Consider the following 15,943-nt stretch of genomic DNA (forward strand, 5'->3'; position numbering starts at 1 on the left):
CCTGCCAGCATAGTTTTTTTGGTTGCATCTTTCATCAACAAAACCCCACATTGAAACCAAGTTTTTGGGGGGCTCTATGAACATCGCATTGATCGGCTTGGGAATGGTCGCCGGCACGCATGTCGCTGCGATAAAAGCGTCCGATCAAGACCTTGCTCTTGCGGGCGTTTTGGGGCGCAATCCCGAACGCAGCGCAGAATTCGCCCGCCGGAATGGCACGCGGGCATTCGGCTCAGTTGAGGATATCGCAAACGACCCTGACATCGATTTCGCCATCGTCGCAACGCCCCCCGATCAGCGCAAAGAATTGGTCGGGATACTGTCCGCTGCCGGAAAACCAATTCTTATGGAAAAACCCGTTGAACGGACACTGAAGACTGCGACAGAAATCGTTGAAACCTGCGAAGTATCAGGCGTTCCGCTGGGCATCGTGTTTCAACATCGCGCCCGCGCTGCCTCGCAAGCGTTGAAGCAGGTGCTGGAGACAGGCGCTTTGGGCACGATTGCCACGGTCGATATCCGTGTCCCGTGGTGGCGGGATCAAAGTTACTATGACGAACCGGGGCGCGGCACCTATGCCCGCGATGGCGGCGGGGTCATGATCTCGCAAGCCATACATACTCTGGATCTTGCGATGTGGCTGCTGGGGCCCATAACAAACCTCCAGGCAATGATGCGGACAACGCCCTTGCATGATCTTGAGGCCGAAGACTGGGCCGGTACCCTGTTTGAGATGGAAAACGGAGCGGTCGGGACGTTGATGGCCACAACTGCTGATTTTCCCGGTGCCGCCGAAACCATCACCATTCAGGGCACACGCGCCAAGGCCCATCTGGGATCGGGCGTTCTCACGGTGACCTCTCTGGATGGCACCGAAACCAAAACCGGCGAAACCGCCTCAACCGGCGGGGGCGCCGACCCTATGGCGTTTACACATGCGTGGCATCAGTCGGTCATCGAGGATTTTGCCGCAGCCATACGCTCTGGCACACCGCCCATGGCCACCGGTCGCAGTGCCCTGCGCACCCATGCGGTGATCGATGCAATGCAATCCGCCAATCAAAGCGGCCAGATAACACGAGTTACCCAATGAGTTTGACCTGCGTCGCCATCGGACTGGACCACCGCCACATCTATGGCATGACCGAAAACATGCGCAAAGTGGGCGTCGATTGCGTCGGCTATTGGACAGAGGGCACGCCGGAAACGCTGCCGGGATATGTGAAACGCTTTCCCGATATCCCTCGCCTCGACACTTTGGAGGACGCTCTGAACAGCGGCGCGGACCTTGCCTTGATCTCTGCGGTTCCGGCGGATCGGGCCAGATTGACGGTGCAGGCCATGCAACACGGCATGGATGTCATGAGCGACAAACCGGGCTGCACCACGCTTGCCCAACTCGACCAGATCAAGACAGCGGTTGCCGACACAGGCCGGATCTGGTCAGTGAATTTTTCCGAACGATTTGAAACACCTGTCAGCACGCGTGCAAGTGAATTGGTTGCTGCAGGGGCTATTGGCAAGGTCGTCCAAACTATCGGCATGGGCCCTCATCGCCTGAACCGCGCGACCCGGCCCGAGTGGTTTTTTCAGCGCGAACGATATGGGGGCATTTTGGCGGATATCGCCTCGCATCAGATCGACCAGTTCCTGCATTACACCGGATCTGACAGCGCCCAGATCACGAATGCATTTGTCGCGAACTATGCCAATCCGGGCGATCCCGGCTTGCAGGATTTTGGTGAGGTCAGTCTGCGCAGTGATCAGGGCACCGGATACATCCGCGTGGATTGGTATACGCCGGATGCTCTGCCCAACTGGGGGGATGGGCGGCTGACGATATTGGGCACCGAAGGCTATGTCGAGCTGCGGAAATACGTCGATGTGGGCGGCGCTGAGGGTACCGACCATCTGATCCTGGTCAATGGAGAGACATGCCAAAAGATCGACGCTTCGGATGCGGGCCTGCCCTATTTCGCGCGTCTGGCCGACGATATCCGCAACCGCACCGAAACGGCGATGACCCAAACCCATTGCTTTACCGTCATGGAACTGGCCTTGCGGGCGCAGGAAATGGCGGAAGCTCGATGATCAACGTCGCAATCCTCGGCGCCGGGATCGGGGCGCAGCATCTGGACGCCTTGGAACGGCTGAGCGACACGTTTCGCGTGAGTGCGGTGGTCGACAAGGACACAGCGCGCATTGAAGAGATCCGAGGAGTTTCAGGTTTTCGGGCCGTGTCCGACATTCAGGACGTCCTTGATGATCCGACCATCGACCTTATCGATATCTGCCTGCCACCGCATCTGCACGTCCCGATCACTCTGGCGGCGCTTGCTGCTGGCAAACACGTCGTCTGCGAGAAACCTCTGGCCACCTCGATGCGCGAGGTGCAGCAGATCATCGACGCCTCGGAAAAGGCGCGCAGGCACGTTTTCCCTGTGTTTCAATACCGTTGGGGGCCGTCCCTCGCGCAGCTGAGACACCTGCAAAGCAGCGGTCTGACAGGCGCCGTTCAGACCGCCGCGCTTGAAACGCACTGGTCCCGGGGGGCCGACTATTATGCCGTACCATGGCGTGGAACATGGGCAGGCGAACGCGGCGGCGCGGTGCTGGGGCACGCGATCCACAACCATGATTTGCTGACCCATATCGCAGGCGAAGTTGCGTCGCTTTCGGCGATGACCACCACGCGCGTGAACCCGATCGAAACCGAGGACTGCGCCACCATTTGCTTTCAGATGGCCTCTGGCGCGTTATGCACCAGCAATATCACCCTGGGGGCCGCCAAGGATGAGACCCGCTTGCGGATCGTTTTTGAACATCTGACAGCCACATCCGGCACAGAACCTTACGCGCCGGGGCAACCGCCCTGGAGCTTTGTCGCCCGGAACCCCGAAGATCAAGCCAAGATTGATGCGGCCTTGGCCAGCTGCGCGCCAGAACCTGTTGGTTTTGAAGGTTTTTTTACCGATCTCGGCAAAGCCCTGCAAACCGAGCCAAACGCGGCGGTCAGCCTTGCCGAAGGCGCGGCCTCAGTTGGTCTGGTCACGGCAATCTATCACGCCGCCCGAACGGGTCAGCGCGTGGACCTGCCCATCAAACCCGACCACCCACTGTATGAAGGATGGCAGCCGTGAAACAATGCTGGCGCTGGTTCGGACCTCAGGACCCCATAGCCCTGGCCGATCTGCATCAAGTCGGGGTTGAAGGTATCGTTACGGCCCTTCATCACATCCCACCGGGTCAGGCCTGGGACAAAGGCTCAATCGCGGAACGGCAATCGCTGCTCGCCACCGCAGGTTATGGTTGGGATGTCGTTGAAAGCTTGCCAGTGTCCGAGGCCATCAAGACGCAATCCGCTGATATGGCTGCGCATATCGACGCCTACAGGTCCAGTCTCAGGGCTCTGGCCGCCTGCGGGATCAAGGTGGTGTGTTACAACTTCATGCCGATCTTGGATTGGACACGGACAGCCCTGCGCGCACCACAACCACATGGTGGTGCGGCCATGTTGTTTGACCTGACCGATTTCGCGGTTTTCGACATCCATATTCTACAGCGCGCGGGTGCGGTCGAAGACTATTCGGATGCGGTACAAGCCACTGCCAAAACACGATTTTCGGCCATGTCGGACACGTCGAAAGCGCAGCTCCAACATAATATCACCGCCGGGCTGCCTGGCGCCAATGATCAATGGAGCGTCGAGGACGTCCGCGCATTGCTGAGCACCTATTCCCACATAGATGCCGACCGGTTGCGCGCCAACCTGATCGATTTCCTGTCTGAGGTCGCACCCCTTGCGCAAGAGCTTGACCTCCGCCTGTGCTGTCACCCTGACGACCCGCCCTTCTCCCTGCTCGGTCTGCCGCGCGTCATGTCAAGCAGCGACGACTATGCCGCGGTGCTTGAGGCGGTTGACCTGTCTGCGAACGGCGCGACGCTGTGCACCGGATCGCTTGGGGTTGCAGCCGATTTCGACGGCCCGGAGTTTGTGCGCAGGCATGGCAACCGCATCCACTTTGTGCATCTGCGCAACACAAAACGCATCGAAGGAGCAGACAGGCAGAAACCGGATTTCTTCGAAGCAGCGCATCTTGAAGGCGATACCGATATGGTCGGCACCATCCGCGCGCTGATGGCCGAGCAGAATCGCCGAATAGCCCAGGGACGTGACAACTGGCAAATTCCTATGCGCCCGGATCATGGGCAAGAACTGCTGGGAGATCTGGGGGGGCATAGCACGCCGGGTTACCCGCTCATTGGCCGGATGCGCGGGCTGGCCGAGCTGCGCGGTGTGATGGCGGCTTTTGCTTGACGACAGCAAGAGCACATCAGCAGCTGTCAGGCGAATTCGAACCGGTCTCGACCGAGTCAGAATAGTTGCCCGTTAGGCAGCGCCAAGTTCGCTCCAATCAGTGCGAACGGCGCTGCCGAAGAACAGATTATGGCTTTAGGCACAGCATGCCGCAGCAGCCTTGGTCGAGCCGCAACAACCCGAGGTCGCCGACGGCACCAAAGCGCTACGTTGCGCTGGCTTACATAGCGCTCGTGCGTCATGAAGTTGGATTACGACGGCGTTTCCATAAGGTTCTGGGGCAGCGATCGTCTTGAGATTCAAACCGATATTGTCGGGGGAAAACTCAACCTGCAGAGAGGCGTGGGAGAGTTCAGGAATGCTCTTAAGGCTTTTCGAAACGATGGCGCTGAATTTCCCAACACTCATATGGCTGTCACCCGCCCCATCCAGAAGCTGAAGCCGAGCTTCGTCCCAAGTTTCAATATTGCCGCCACAGTCGATCCCTTTTGACGAGGAATGGCGAAGCTCGGTTACGTGATAGCCTGCCCCTATTTCGCGACCGTCGGACATGAAAACGAGTTTTGCGTCGGGGTCGCAGGATTTCAGAGCAGACAGCAAGGTAGAGAAGTTCATTTCAGAGCCTTTCATTTCAATGATTCTTGAAATATATTGCACCTTGAGCGCTATCATTTCAAGAGGCTTTGAAATATGGATGAGAATACGGCGGCAACGATGTTTCAGGCGCTGTCCAACGCAGATCGGCTGAAGGTTATCAAAGCTCTGGTGATCGCGGGTCCTGGCGGGATGAATGCCGGGGAAATCGCAGAAGATGTCGGGGCAAGCCCGTCGCGTGCATCCTTTCACCTATCGGCACTGGCCGAAGCGGGATTTGTGCAAAGCGAAAGGCAAAGCCGAAGCATCCGTTACTTTGTTGACTTCGAAGCCATCGGGTCGCTGCTGTCATTCCTGATGAACGACTGTTGTGGCGGCAATGCTCAGCTGAAATCCTGTTGTCGGTGACGGTATGGACCTGAATTGCAGCAGTAAAGGACGAAGCCATCATGCTTTGAGGCAAAGATTCCGCCCAATTCACTTTGACCACAAGAACCGGATATATCCGAGCTGAAGGACCGTGTTTTTTGCTCGCACATGAACAATGTGGAGCAAAAAGAAATGCAACTCAAAGACAAGACCGTAATCATCGCCGGAGCCAGCAGCGGTATCGGCGCGGCCGCCGCCCTTTTGTTTGCCAAGGAAGGGGCAAACCTCGTGCTGGGTGCGCGGCGCGAAAAAGAGCTGATGTCGATAATGGGTCAGATCAATCAAAGCGGAGGGCGCGCAATTTGCCTTGCCGGTGATGTCGGCGACGAAAGCTACGCAAAAATACTGGTCGAAATGGCCGAGAATACTTATGGCGATCTCCACGCGGCTTTGAATAATGCTGGAGCTATGGGAGACGCTGTGCCCATCCCCGACATGAGTTCGGGCAACTGGGATGCGGTTTTGAAAACCAACCTCACCAGCGCCTTCTACGCCGCCAAACACCAGATCCCGGCCATGAAGCGCAGCGGAGGTGGGTCGATCATCTTTACCTCAAGCTTTGTTGGTCACACAGCGGCCTTTCCCGGCATGGGGGCCTATGCAGCCAGCAAATCCGGGCTGATCGGTCTGGCACAGGTCTTGGCGACGGAACATGGATCCGAAGGCATTCGGGTCAATACGCTCCTGCCCGGGGGTACCAAAACCGCGATGGCGGGTGACTGGGACACGAACGAAGAGCTTAAGGGCTTTTACGAGTCAATCCACGCGCTCAAACGCATGGCCGAACCCGAAGAGATTGCCAAAGCCGCATTATTCCTGGCTTCGGACGACTCGAGCTTTGTTACCGGCAGCGCGATGATCGTGGATGGCGGCAATTCGATCAACAAAGTCTGAGTGAGCTTAATGCGCAAGAAACGGGCTGCTTGGCGGTCCGTTTCACTGCATTTCTGAAAGAACCAAAAGGAGATGGACAATGCACGCGGATTTGTTTGCCGAACTGAATGACGCACAACAGCTTCCAGCGGGGGCGTCGTTTTTGCCCGGTTTTGCGCTCCCCTTTGTTGGGGAATTGGCCCACGCCTTGGAACAAATCACCCTACAGGCACCCTTTCGTAAAATGATCACGCCGGGCGGCCATCAAATGTCCGTTGCGATGACCAACTGCGGTGACTTTGGCTGGATCAGCAGCTGGAACGGCTATGAATATCTTGGCCAAGATCCGGTCACGGGACATCCTTGGCCACCTATGCCGGACGTTTTCATGGCGCTGGCGCTCGATGCGGCGGCGAAAGCGGGGTATCCGTTCTTTGCGCCAGACGCCTGTCTGATCAACCGCTACGAGCCGGGCTCGCGGCTTTCCTTGCATCAGGACAAGAACGAGCACGACTTTTCACAGCCCATCGTATCGGTGTCGCTGGGTCTTCCTGCAACATTCGAATTTGGAGGGAAGAAACGTCGAGATCCCGTGCGATTGATCTTTGTCCAGCATGGCGACGTGCTGGTTTGGGGCGGGCCATCGCGGATGTTCTACCACGGGGTACGGACACTTCGCGCAGGTGTGCATCCCGATCTGGGCGCACAACGCATCAACCTTACATTCCGCCGCTCACATTGATCGCAAAAGTCGGAGTTTCTGAGCCGAGTGTTCCGGCGACCATTCAACGATGCTTTTTCAAGGAGGATATCATGCAGAATACAGAACAAATGTGGGACGATGTCCTGAACCGGGTGTCCAATCCCATACCTCATTTCTACTACGCGGTTTCGTCGACCGGCATCTATTGCCGTACAGATTGCCCGTCCCGGCGACCCAAACGCAAAAACGTTCAATTTTTCGAAACTGGGCAAGACGCAGAAGAACACGGGTTTCGTGCTTGCCAAGCGATGCCACCTGCCCCGCAGACGTGACGCCCAGAAAATCCTTGAGCAGCTTAACGGTGGGCCGCTTCCACCTATTCGGATTGTAAAGCTCGGAGCATTTAACATTGACCCATACAGGGTCACTGCACTGAAACATTGTATATCCGGCGCGCCAGGCCATGCGCTTTGGAGGCCGTCCTAAGATAGCGATGCTGTGCGCAGCCTGATTGCAGAAACCGGTTGCGAGCTTGGTCTCATACCGATTGGCGGATGGATCTATCCTGTCACAGCGGTTGTTTCCGGATGGCTCGGTTCTGTTCTGCCAGCCGTCCAAACCGGTGGAAAATGCAAGACTACCGGAATAGGCTGCGCGCGGTGACAATGGAGGAACGCATTCGGTCGGCGGCAGCGTGGGGCGCTACGCTGGCACAGGTTCCGCAAAGGTGCGCTGTGGATGTTCGTGTCACTCATCCACAACCCGAAACTCGCCGGACGGTGCGTCAGTGGGTGGTTCTTCAAACTCGTTCGAAATCAAGCCGCGACGGATGAGTTCTCGAATGGCGGCCGCTCTGGAAGGCAACCTGTTCTCGAAGCGCCAATCATCAATGGCCTTGAGCTCTTCTAGGTCGAGCATCAGTTGCAGTTTTTCCGTGCGCTTTGGTGGTCGATTTTGATCAGACACTGGCATGACCTCAGTAGCTTACGTCAGTTACTCCAAGCATGTATGGCAATGAGCCTGCGTGTCTACAGCAATGTTGGCATGTTGGGCCGGATACCCAGCATCATGAAGCCCCCTATGATGCGCTGGATACATATGTTAAGTATATGTTTTTAATTGATAATTTTTATTTCGCCCTTAGGTATTACTCCGCAAGCACCGAAACGGAGTGAAAATGATACAGCAAGTTTTGAAGTCTGAAGTTCAGGAAGAAACGAACGACACAGGCATCAATAAAAACACCTGGATCGCCAACGCGGTGACGGAAGTATTGGCCGACACCATGGTTCTGATGGTCAAAACGCAAGGGACGCACTGGAACGTTGTAGGCCCGCTTTTCCTGCCGATCCATGAGTTGACAGAGCGTCAGTATCGCGACCTGTTCGAAGCTGCGGATGAATTGGCAGAGCGGGTGCGCGCATTGGGTCAGGTGGCCCCGATCTCGTTCACGGACATGGTTAGCCAAGCCAAGCTGACCGAAGAAGAGACAGTTAAAGACGCAGAGGGCATGATCAAACAACTGGTCGCAGACCACGAAGCGATTGCCCGGAACTTGCGTGAGACTGCCGCAACCGCTGCCCGTTATGGCGATGGAGCGACCGAGGATCTGATGAATGCCAGAATGGCGAAGCATGAAGAAGCGGTCTGGATGCTCAAGGCAATTGTCGCGGCCTGATTGGCGGCTCGCATTGACCAGAACCGAAGTTTGAAAAGAAAGGAATAGACATGACACGTGTTGGTTATGAGAAAAACGCACAGCTGCAACTGGATAGTTGGAACGCCCAAATTGATGCTCTTGAAGCCAAGCTGAAAGTGGCTGAGGCAGAAGCGGCGATTGAGCTCGAGGAACAGCTCAGCAAGCTCTACAAACTAAGGTCTGACGCAGAGGCTCAGCTAAAAGATTTGAAGTCGACCAGTGACGAAGCCTGGGAAGATGTCAAAGAGGGTTACGAGTCTGCGTGGGGCGATATGCAAAGCGCTCTAAAACAGGCAGCCAACCGGTTTGCGTAAATCTTAACGCTGGCGTGGCGAACGAAGCCCGCATTGTGAATTGGACCGGAATGCAAACACCTAAAAAAATAATGAGGTACTTTCGCGGGTTCCTAACCATCCCTGCCGCCATCAGCCTTTCAGGTCTTTTCGTGGCGGGGATTGTCTTCAAGACCGAACAAGCGCTCATGAGCTGGGGATGGTCCACATCCGATTGGCTCAGCGTTTCAAATCAAACCGCGAGCGATGTACTAAGCGCAATCTCGGCAGCGTCCATGTCCGCATTGGTCATGGTCTATTCTATTGTTCTACTGGTCTATACTTTGGCAGCAGGGTCCATAGGCCCCAGGCTTTTGCAGCGCTTTGGCGAAGACCGGGTAAACCAGATCGCCGTTGGCTCACTCGGAGCTACGTTTTTATACAGCTTGCTGATCTTGTGGCTGGTACGGGATGGTACATCCGTAAACCTGGCCGTCGCGATTGGCATAATCTATTCAATCATTTCAGTTCTTTTGCTTTTGCTTTTCGTTCATACCGTATCGACGCGCGTAACCATTGATCAGGAAGCGGCGCGGATTTCGGAAGCTTTGGATCGCCAAGTGAGCACGGCGATCGAAAACAGCGCAGATATTCCGTCTTCAGAGGCAATCCCTAAAGAGGGAGACAAGCGCCAAGTCTCGGCTTCGGGCACTGGGTATGTGAACGCGATCAATACCGAAGGTCTGGTGAGTGCGGCCAAAGAAGCAGGAGCAGTCGTCGTTTTTGATGTGCAACCGGGCGGCTTTATGGTTCCAACGGACACATTGGCCAATGTTTATGGTGATAGTGACGAGAGCCTCAATGATCGGGTGCAAGCGGCAGCTCCGTTGATCCCTGCGCGAGATCCTAACGGCGATATTCGCTTTTCTGTCCATCTGCTCGTGGAAATCGCACTTCGGGCCTTATCGCCGGGCGTCAACGACACGTTCACCGCGATTGTGTGCATCGACCGCCTATCGGCATCCCTGGCCCGCGCGTGGTCGTCCAAGCTCTGCACGGGTGTGTATCGCGATGAAGACGGGACCGTGCGGGTGGTTTACCCGTCCATCACCGCTGCATCGCTGTTTCAAGACTCGATGCCAGCCCTAAGACGCGCTGCCCGGGGCAATGGCCTCGTAACCGCTGCCCTCATTCGAGCGTTGGTGCGTATCGCCGAGGCAGCGCCACGTGAAGATGTACGGGCTGTCATAGATGAACTGGCCGCAGTCAGAGATGAGACGCGACAAAGCGATATGTTAGAGCGCGATATTGATGAGTTTTGTGGCCAAGTCAAAACCGCAATTGAAGGGTTTTAGTAGACCGTCCTCGACATTCCAGCCGAACTTGGCTTGTCGTTCATCTCGGTTGTGGGCCTTGATCTCTTGGCCCGGGACTTGGAACTTATTGCAAACTTAACCGACAAAACTCATTGCATTCGCTAGAGTGTTTTGATCGCGCCCCGCATTCTACGAGAATGCCAAATTAGCTGTGCGGCACTTTTGACAGATGCTGCGGTAATAGGTGCGAACCCGTTGGTTCTGCATCGGATTTTATACCGACAAAACCACAAAGCAAGGACTACACCACACGGCACAAATGTGTGGCCGCTCTTGCTTGGACAACCTGCTTGTGCATTTGACCAGCAATACTTCGAAATCGGATATTGGTTGTGTCGTTACCATTTCGCGGTAAAGCTCTTTTGAAATACCGAACAAGTTTGACAGCGAGGTTCCGAAATTTGGCGATTTTGGATTTTGACAGGTCAGTTTGGGAAAATGCTTTGGGTCTCTCCGCCGGGGATGTTCCACATGTTTTGATCCTTGAGGGGACCTGGTGGCGCGCTCAGGCATGCGAGACTCGACTTGCACGGCTTAACGACGTTCAGGAGCTACCGTTTCCTGATATTTTCACCGGCAGTTTCGGAGAGGCGCGCGTGGCGTATTGCTGTGCATATGGTGCAGCTCGGGCCGTCGAGCCCAGCCAGATTTTTGCGCAACTTGGCACAGCCCTGATCATTCAGATTGGAACCTGCGGAGTAATGACCCCCGGAATTCCAGCGGGCGCTGTGACGGTTCCTCGCAGCGCGGCGGCACGCGATGGTGTCTCTCAGTACTACGGCGCCGGGAACGAAGTCGATTTCGATGCCAAGTGGTGCGCGCGGGCGGAAACGCTGCTGCGCTCGACCGGTTGCACAGCGCTGAACACCTCACACGTCACCTGGCCCAGCCTGTTTGCGCAAAGCGACGAGATCTGTTCCGCTTGGGCAAAAGAAGGTTTGCAAACGGTGGATATGGAAGCCAGCGCCGTGGCCGCCGTTGCCGCGCGATATGGGTGCGCCAGCCTTGCCTTGCTTTGCACGTGGGATTTGCTGGCAGACGGGCGCACCTTCCTGGACCCGCTGCCCGATCACAGTCAGACAGAGCTTGCCCGCGCAAACACTGCTACTTTTGAGGTAGCGCTGCAGCTTGCCTTAGAGATCGCGCAGGAAGCCCCGCAATAGAGAAACACCGCTGGTGCTATTCCGTATCAAGGCGGTTGGTTTTTGCTGACGCCTGTTCAGCCTCGCGCAAAGCGCGACGGCTAATCTTACCAGAAGATGTCATCTTGAATTCGTCGACAAACTCAACCTCGCGAGGCGCTTTGTAACCCGCAAGGCGGGTTTTCACATGTTCTTTCAACGCCTCTGCCAGCGCCTCATCGGCCGTGACATTCGCGCGGGGCTTTACCACTGCTTTGACAATGGACCCGCGGTCGGGGTCAGGTTTGGCGATCACAGCAACCTCGGCTACGCCGGGATGAGAAAGAAGGCATTCTTCGATTTCGGCAGGTCCGATCCGAAAGCCCGAAGACTTAATCAAGTCGTCGGAACGCCCCTTGTACCAGAAATAGCCCTCGGCATCGCGCACAGCGAGGTCATGGGTACGCCAGTAAGCCCCAAGTTTCATCTCCTGGGTCTTTTCCATGTTGTTGAAATAGCCAAGGAACTGGGTCGGTGAACCAAGCGGGGTTACAACTTCGCCGGGCTCGCCATCCGCCACTTCCTGTCCGTCGCCGTCCACAAGCAGGACATGATGGCCAGGATAGGCCCGGCCCATCGACCCCGGCTTGCGCTCATAAAGCGCAGCACAGTTTCCGATCAGATGATTGACCTCGGTCATGCCATAGAACTCGTTACAGACCACTCTCAGCCGGGTTTCTGCCCAGGTGAGGGTCTCTGACGCCAGCGCTTCACCACCGGTGCAGATCACGCGCAGGGCCAGTTCATATTCTTCTCTGGGCGTTGGATGCTGCGCCAGCCGTTTGATCGCTGTCGGGGCCAGAAATGTATGCGTGACTTTATGGCGGGCCATGAATTCATAAGCGTATTTGGCCGTAAACCGTTCTAGTGACGTGGCCACAGGACGCCCGGCCATCCAGGCAGGAAACAGCATATCCAGAAGACCGCCAACCCAGGCCCAATCAGAGGGCGACCAGAAAACGGCATCAGGGTCGTCCATAGAGAGGTTGAAGAACAGGTTGATCGACGGGGTATAGGCAGCAAGAACCCGGTGACCGTGCATGATCCCCTTGGGTTTGCCGGTCGAACCGGAGGTGTACATCAGCAACGCAGGATCATCCGCGCCGCCGAAATCCGGTTCAAACGTATCGGGCACATCGCGCATTGCTTCATCCAGATCAATGTCGTTAGCGCCCGGATCTCGCATGAACACATGGGTCAGATGCGGAAAGGATTCATCGCGCAAAGGCTCCCACGCGGATCGGCTGGTCAGGATCACACCGGCCCGGCAATCATTCAGCGCATGGGCCAATGTATCCGGCCCGTAAAGCTGAGATAACGTCACCGCGATCGCGCCGATTTTGGCAATTGCCATATGTCCAATCGCTGTGTCTGGGTGCTGACCCGTGTGCAACGCTACCGGGTCGCCCTTGCCATACCCAAGGTCGCGTAGCGCGGCAGCGAGGCCCGTAGCGGCCGCGTCGACCTCGGCAAAGCTCATTCTTGAGGTCGTGCCATCGGGGGCTTCGTAGATGATCGCAGTCCGGTCCCGGTCTTTGGGCCCCAGAAAACGGCCAACTGTCACGCGATATATGTTGTAATCCGCCGGCCAGGTGATCTTGTATCCACCATCTTTGGTGGGTGCCAGATGAAGGGCAGCCAACTGCTCCGGATCAAGGGATTCAAGATAGTCGCTCATAGGTCCGGCTCCGGTTCAAGCTGCAGGATGGGCGGGCCTTCCGGGCACGCGCGCAGACGCCCGTGCGCGGCATCGGGCGGTAGGTGCGCACTGCGTAGCACCGTTGCTCCATGTGCGCCCTCAAATTTGGCCACAGCAAAGTCGCCATCCGCGCCCGTGGTCCGCCATTGGATCGCAGCCCGGCCGGACAGTGTGACCCAGCCGTCCGAAGGTGTTCGGCAATCGGGGCAAAGACGAAGAGGTGGGAATTGTGCACCGCCGCATGTTTTGCAATGCGATGCGATGGCTTTGCCCTGCCGCAACCCTTCGATCCACGGTGCAAGCCATCCCTTGGCCAGGGAATATTCAAGTGAAACCTGATGCTTCATGCCTGCCCCCCTGCCCGCAGCACAGTTACGGCGCAGCTTGTGCCGACTCCGCCATGTGTATCGGCCAAAGCGTGGCCAAGCGGACGTTCTGGCTGCAGACCCTTGTGGTATCGGCCTTCAAGCAGCAACGCACAGGTGGCGGCTTGTCCGACCCCGGTTGCCCCAACCGGCGCACCTTGCCCGATCAGACCGCCGGACAGATTGATGGGGCAAGCGCCATCCGCATCAAACCGACCATCCCGCAAAGCGGCAACCGGATCAGCGGACAAGCCGAGCGCCGCAATCGCTTGTAACTCAGCACCTGCATAGGCGTCATAAACCTCTGCAAGGTCAATCGCCGAGGCGCTGATACCCGCCATTTCATAGGCACGCTTCGCCGCGAGTGATTTGGCTTCGAAACGACCCAGAGATTTGCGATGACCCAAGCCGGGCAGATCGGATGCCGCCCCGATGCCGGTGATCGCGGGCGCATGGGTTTGTCGCACGGCAGGTGCTGCTTCGCGCGCGGACAGGATCAGCGCAGCCGCCCCGTCGCTAAGGGGCGAGCAATGCAGGCGTTTGTACGGGGATGCAATCACTGGAGAGGCTTCAAATTCCTCCGCCGTATGCTTTCTAGGAAGATGCGCGCCGGGATTCTCACAGGCGTTGCAACGGTTTTTGGTGGCGACGCGGTCCAGATCGGTCCCTGCGGCACCATATTCGGCCGCAAAGGCCTGCCAGGACAGGGCATAAAGGCCAGTTGCGGTGATACCCGAAAGTCCATCGGTCCAGAAATCGAAAGAATAGCCATAGAGCTCGCGAATGCTGTCACCGTCCAGCGCACTGGCTGAAGGATCTACGCCCAAGACAGCAACCCTCTGCGCCCGTCCAGACAGGATGCGTTCGACACCTACATGAACCGCGTATTGACCTGAACCGCCCCCACCCTCAACCCGCAACGTCTCTGCACCGCAAAGACCAATATCCTGGGCAATCACAGAAGCCGGGTTAAGTTGAAGCGTGAAAAAATCGCTTTCCGAAGAAACAATCAGCGCGTCAATATCGCCGGGCTCCAGCCCGGCCATCCTAAGTGCATCGCTGAACGCCTGCGCAGCCCAATCCCGAAAGCCAGACCCGTCGCGCCGCCGGTTGAAAGGCGTCAATGCTGCACCGATGACCAGTACCAATAGGCGATCCTCCCCGGAGGGAGATTGACTCAGTAAATTTGTTCATACAAGTCTGTAATAGCAAATTGTTGAAAGGGCCGAGCGTTGACGACTCGCAATGTCCATTGGCTTAGCCAGGCCCTGCCGGTATTGGGATGTTTTGGCGGTGGCAGTCTTTACGGCTGGTCCGGCCTTTTGCCCGCTGTTCAAAACGCGTTTGACGTCGGCAACGCCTCCGCATCTATGGTGTTCTCGTTTGCGCTGGTCAGCTTTACGTTTGGTGTTCTGATTGGCCCTGCTCTGTTAGCCAAACTGCCTGCACGTGCATGCCTGCCTGCTATTTCGGGCCTGGCAGCTGCAAGTCTGCTGCTGTCTGCGCGGGCGCAGGCTTTTGAGGTGTTTGTGCTGGGTTATGGCATCGGCTTTGGGTTTGCTGCGGGGGCGCTTTACAATCACGCACTGGGCGTTGCTGCAGCTTCGCGTCTGCCAACGCTCCTTGTTCCCGTCAGCGTCGCCGCGTTCGGATTGGGCGGAGTTGTCTTTGGCCCGATGAGTGTCTGGCTGATCGGGCTTGGCTGGTCGCTCAGCGCGCTATTGCCTGTATTGGTGTGCATGGTTCTAATCGCTGCGGTTTCGTCCGGGACGAAACCCCCATTGGACACCAACGCGATCCGCACAACCGTGCGGTCAGAGGTCATCAAACCAAACCGCGTGATCCTTTTGCTTTGGGCTATCTTCGCCACCGGTTCCTGCGCTGGCCTGATTGTTCTGGGCCTTGCCCCGAAACTGCTGCCTTCCGGCACACATACTGCGGGAATGGCAGTTTTCGGTGTTGCCGCAGGCAATACGCTGGGGCGTCTTTCGGCGGCTGGTGTGGCAACCCGTTTTGGACCGTTGCACGGCTTTGTCGGTGCCGTGCTGCTTTCGGTGGCGGCATTGTCCGCATTACTGGTGCCTGGCGTGTCAGAGATGCTGATGACGGTGCTGATTTTTCTGGTGGCGCTGTCATATGGCCAGATCGCCGCACAAACACCGTTGTTGGTGTCCGCACGTGTTCCAGCCCCGGCGTTTTCGAGCGCGTTTGGCTGGGTTTTTACCGGATGGGGCGTTGCCGGCTTGCTGGGGCCATGGGGCGCGGGATGGCTGTACGACCAGAGCGGTGATATGCGGCTGACCCTTCAGGCCTGCATCGGTTTTTTGTTTCTCAGCCTTCTGCTGATCACACGGCTGCCCGCAACAGATCTAGGCTAGCGATCTGTTGACATAATCAATTTGTTACTACTAATGTGATTGCAACGGTTGGGGGG

18 protein-coding genes are annotated in these 15,943 nt (G+C 57.0%); 13 read left to right on the forward strand and 5 right to left on the reverse strand.

What is annotated here, in order from left to right; genetic code table 11:
* Positions 1 to 76: 76 nt before the first annotated feature.
* From GOX45_RS17110 to uxuA, 4 genes are read left to right on the forward strand one after another with little or no spacing between them, the layout of a single operon-like run.
* On the forward strand, positions 77 to 1,093 hold the full coding sequence (locus GOX45_RS17110) for a Gfo/Idh/MocA family protein (RefSeq protein WP_171102378.1): 1,017 nt from the start codon (positions 77 to 79) through the stop codon (positions 1,091 to 1,093).
* Complete coding sequence (locus GOX45_RS17115) at positions 1,090 to 2,091, forward strand: Gfo/Idh/MocA family protein (protein WP_171102379.1); 1,002 nt, start codon at positions 1,090 to 1,092, stop codon at positions 2,089 to 2,091. The genes GOX45_RS17110 and GOX45_RS17115 overlap by 4 nt, the downstream gene beginning before the upstream one ends.
* On the forward strand, positions 2,088 to 3,140 hold the full coding sequence (locus GOX45_RS17120; protein ID WP_171102380.1) for a Gfo/Idh/MocA family protein: 1,053 nt from the start codon (positions 2,088 to 2,090) through the stop codon (positions 3,138 to 3,140). The genes GOX45_RS17115 and GOX45_RS17120 overlap by 4 nt, the downstream gene beginning before the upstream one ends.
* Complete coding sequence (gene uxuA, locus GOX45_RS17125) at positions 3,137 to 4,318, forward strand: mannonate dehydratase (protein WP_171102411.1); 1,182 nt, start codon at positions 3,137 to 3,139, stop codon at positions 4,316 to 4,318. The genes GOX45_RS17120 and uxuA overlap by 4 nt, the downstream gene beginning before the upstream one ends.
* A 135-nt stretch (positions 4,319 to 4,453) precedes the next feature.
* Here uxuA and GOX45_RS17130 read toward each other — a convergent pair whose 3' ends face one another.
* On the reverse strand, positions 4,454 to 4,990 hold the full coding sequence (locus GOX45_RS17130) for a DUF6428 family protein (protein WP_171102381.1): 537 nt from the start codon (positions 4,988 to 4,990) through the stop codon (positions 4,454 to 4,456).
* Between the two features lie 18 nt (positions 4,991 to 5,008).
* On the opposite strand from GOX45_RS17130, the gene GOX45_RS17135 reads away from it, so the two are divergent.
* From GOX45_RS17135 to GOX45_RS22140, 4 genes are all read left to right on the forward strand, one after another.
* On the forward strand, positions 5,009 to 5,320 hold the full coding sequence (locus GOX45_RS17135; RefSeq protein ID WP_171102382.1) for a helix-turn-helix transcriptional regulator: 312 nt from the start codon (positions 5,009 to 5,011) through the stop codon (positions 5,318 to 5,320).
* Positions 5,321 to 5,473: 153 nt separating this feature from the next.
* The gene (locus GOX45_RS17140; protein WP_171102383.1) at positions 5,474 to 6,235 is read left to right on the forward strand and encodes an SDR family oxidoreductase; all 762 of its coding nucleotides are present in this window, start codon (positions 5,474 to 5,476) and stop codon (positions 6,233 to 6,235) included.
* Between the two features lie 91 nt (positions 6,236 to 6,326).
* Complete coding sequence (alkB, locus tag GOX45_RS17145; RefSeq protein ID WP_254446055.1) at positions 6,327 to 6,956, forward strand: DNA oxidative demethylase AlkB; 630 nt, start codon at positions 6,327 to 6,329, stop codon at positions 6,954 to 6,956.
* Positions 6,957 to 7,027: 71 nt separating this feature from the next.
* Positions 7,028 to 7,249 carry an Ada metal-binding domain-containing protein gene (locus GOX45_RS22140; RefSeq protein ID WP_171102385.1) on the forward strand — a complete coding sequence of 74 codons (222 nt, stop codon included), beginning with the start codon at positions 7,028 to 7,030 and terminating at the stop codon, positions 7,247 to 7,249.
* Positions 7,250 to 7,664: 415 nt separating this feature from the next.
* Here the strand turns inward: GOX45_RS22140 and GOX45_RS17155 are convergent, their stop codons facing one another.
* Complete coding sequence (locus tag GOX45_RS17155) at positions 7,665 to 7,883, reverse strand: hypothetical protein (RefSeq protein ID WP_152456637.1); 219 nt, start codon at positions 7,881 to 7,883, stop codon at positions 7,665 to 7,667.
* A 211-nt stretch (positions 7,884 to 8,094) separates the two neighbouring features.
* Here GOX45_RS17155 and GOX45_RS17160 point away from each other — a divergent pair, with 211 nt between their 5' ends.
* From GOX45_RS17160 to GOX45_RS17175, 4 genes are all read left to right on the forward strand, one after another.
* A complete protein-coding gene (locus tag GOX45_RS17160; protein WP_171102386.1) occupies positions 8,095 to 8,595 on the forward strand; it encodes a Dps family protein in 501 nt (166 codons plus the stop codon).
* Between the two features lie 50 nt (positions 8,596 to 8,645).
* Positions 8,646 to 8,930, forward strand: coding sequence for a coiled coil domain-containing protein (locus GOX45_RS17165; RefSeq protein WP_171102387.1), 285 nt, complete (start codon positions 8,646 to 8,648; stop codon positions 8,928 to 8,930).
* A gap of 71 nt (positions 8,931 to 9,001) precedes the next feature.
* Positions 9,002 to 10,243 carry a DUF2254 domain-containing protein gene (locus GOX45_RS17170; protein ID WP_171102388.1) on the forward strand — a complete coding sequence of 414 codons (1,242 nt, stop codon included), beginning with the start codon at positions 9,002 to 9,004 and terminating at the stop codon, positions 10,241 to 10,243.
* Between the two features lie 464 nt (positions 10,244 to 10,707).
* Positions 10,708 to 11,427 carry a hypothetical protein gene (locus GOX45_RS17175; protein WP_217350523.1) on the forward strand — a complete coding sequence of 240 codons (720 nt, stop codon included), beginning with the start codon at positions 10,708 to 10,710 and terminating at the stop codon, positions 11,425 to 11,427.
* Positions 11,428 to 11,443: 16 nt separating this feature from the next.
* On the opposite strand, the gene GOX45_RS17180 is transcribed toward GOX45_RS17175, so the two are convergent.
* From GOX45_RS17180 to GOX45_RS17190, 3 genes are read right to left on the reverse strand one after another with little or no spacing between them, the layout of a single operon-like run.
* Entirely contained in the window at positions 11,444 to 13,123 is a 1,680-nt protein-coding gene (locus GOX45_RS17180; RefSeq protein WP_171102390.1) for an acyl-CoA synthetase, read from the reverse strand.
* The gene (locus tag GOX45_RS17185; protein WP_171102391.1) at positions 13,120 to 13,491 is read right to left on the reverse strand and encodes a Zn-ribbon domain-containing OB-fold protein; all 372 of its coding nucleotides are present in this window, start codon (positions 13,489 to 13,491) and stop codon (positions 13,120 to 13,122) included. The genes GOX45_RS17180 and GOX45_RS17185 overlap by 4 nt, the downstream gene beginning before the upstream one ends.
* Entirely contained in the window at positions 13,488 to 14,657 is a 1,170-nt protein-coding gene (locus tag GOX45_RS17190; RefSeq protein ID WP_171102392.1) for a thiolase family protein, read from the reverse strand. The genes GOX45_RS17185 and GOX45_RS17190 overlap by 4 nt, the downstream gene beginning before the upstream one ends.
* Positions 14,658 to 14,741: 84 nt before the next feature.
* On the opposite strand from GOX45_RS17190, the gene GOX45_RS17195 reads away from it, so the two are divergent.
* On the forward strand, positions 14,742 to 15,887 hold the full coding sequence (locus tag GOX45_RS17195; RefSeq protein ID WP_171102393.1) for a nitrate/nitrite transporter: 1,146 nt from the start codon (positions 14,742 to 14,744) through the stop codon (positions 15,885 to 15,887).
* Positions 15,888 to 15,943 lie beyond the last annotated feature (56 nt).

It is taken from the genome of Ruegeria sp. HKCCD7255, from assembly GCF_013031565.1.
In the GTDB taxonomy this organism is placed as follows: Bacteria; Pseudomonadota; Alphaproteobacteria; order Rhodobacterales; family Rhodobacteraceae; genus Ruegeria.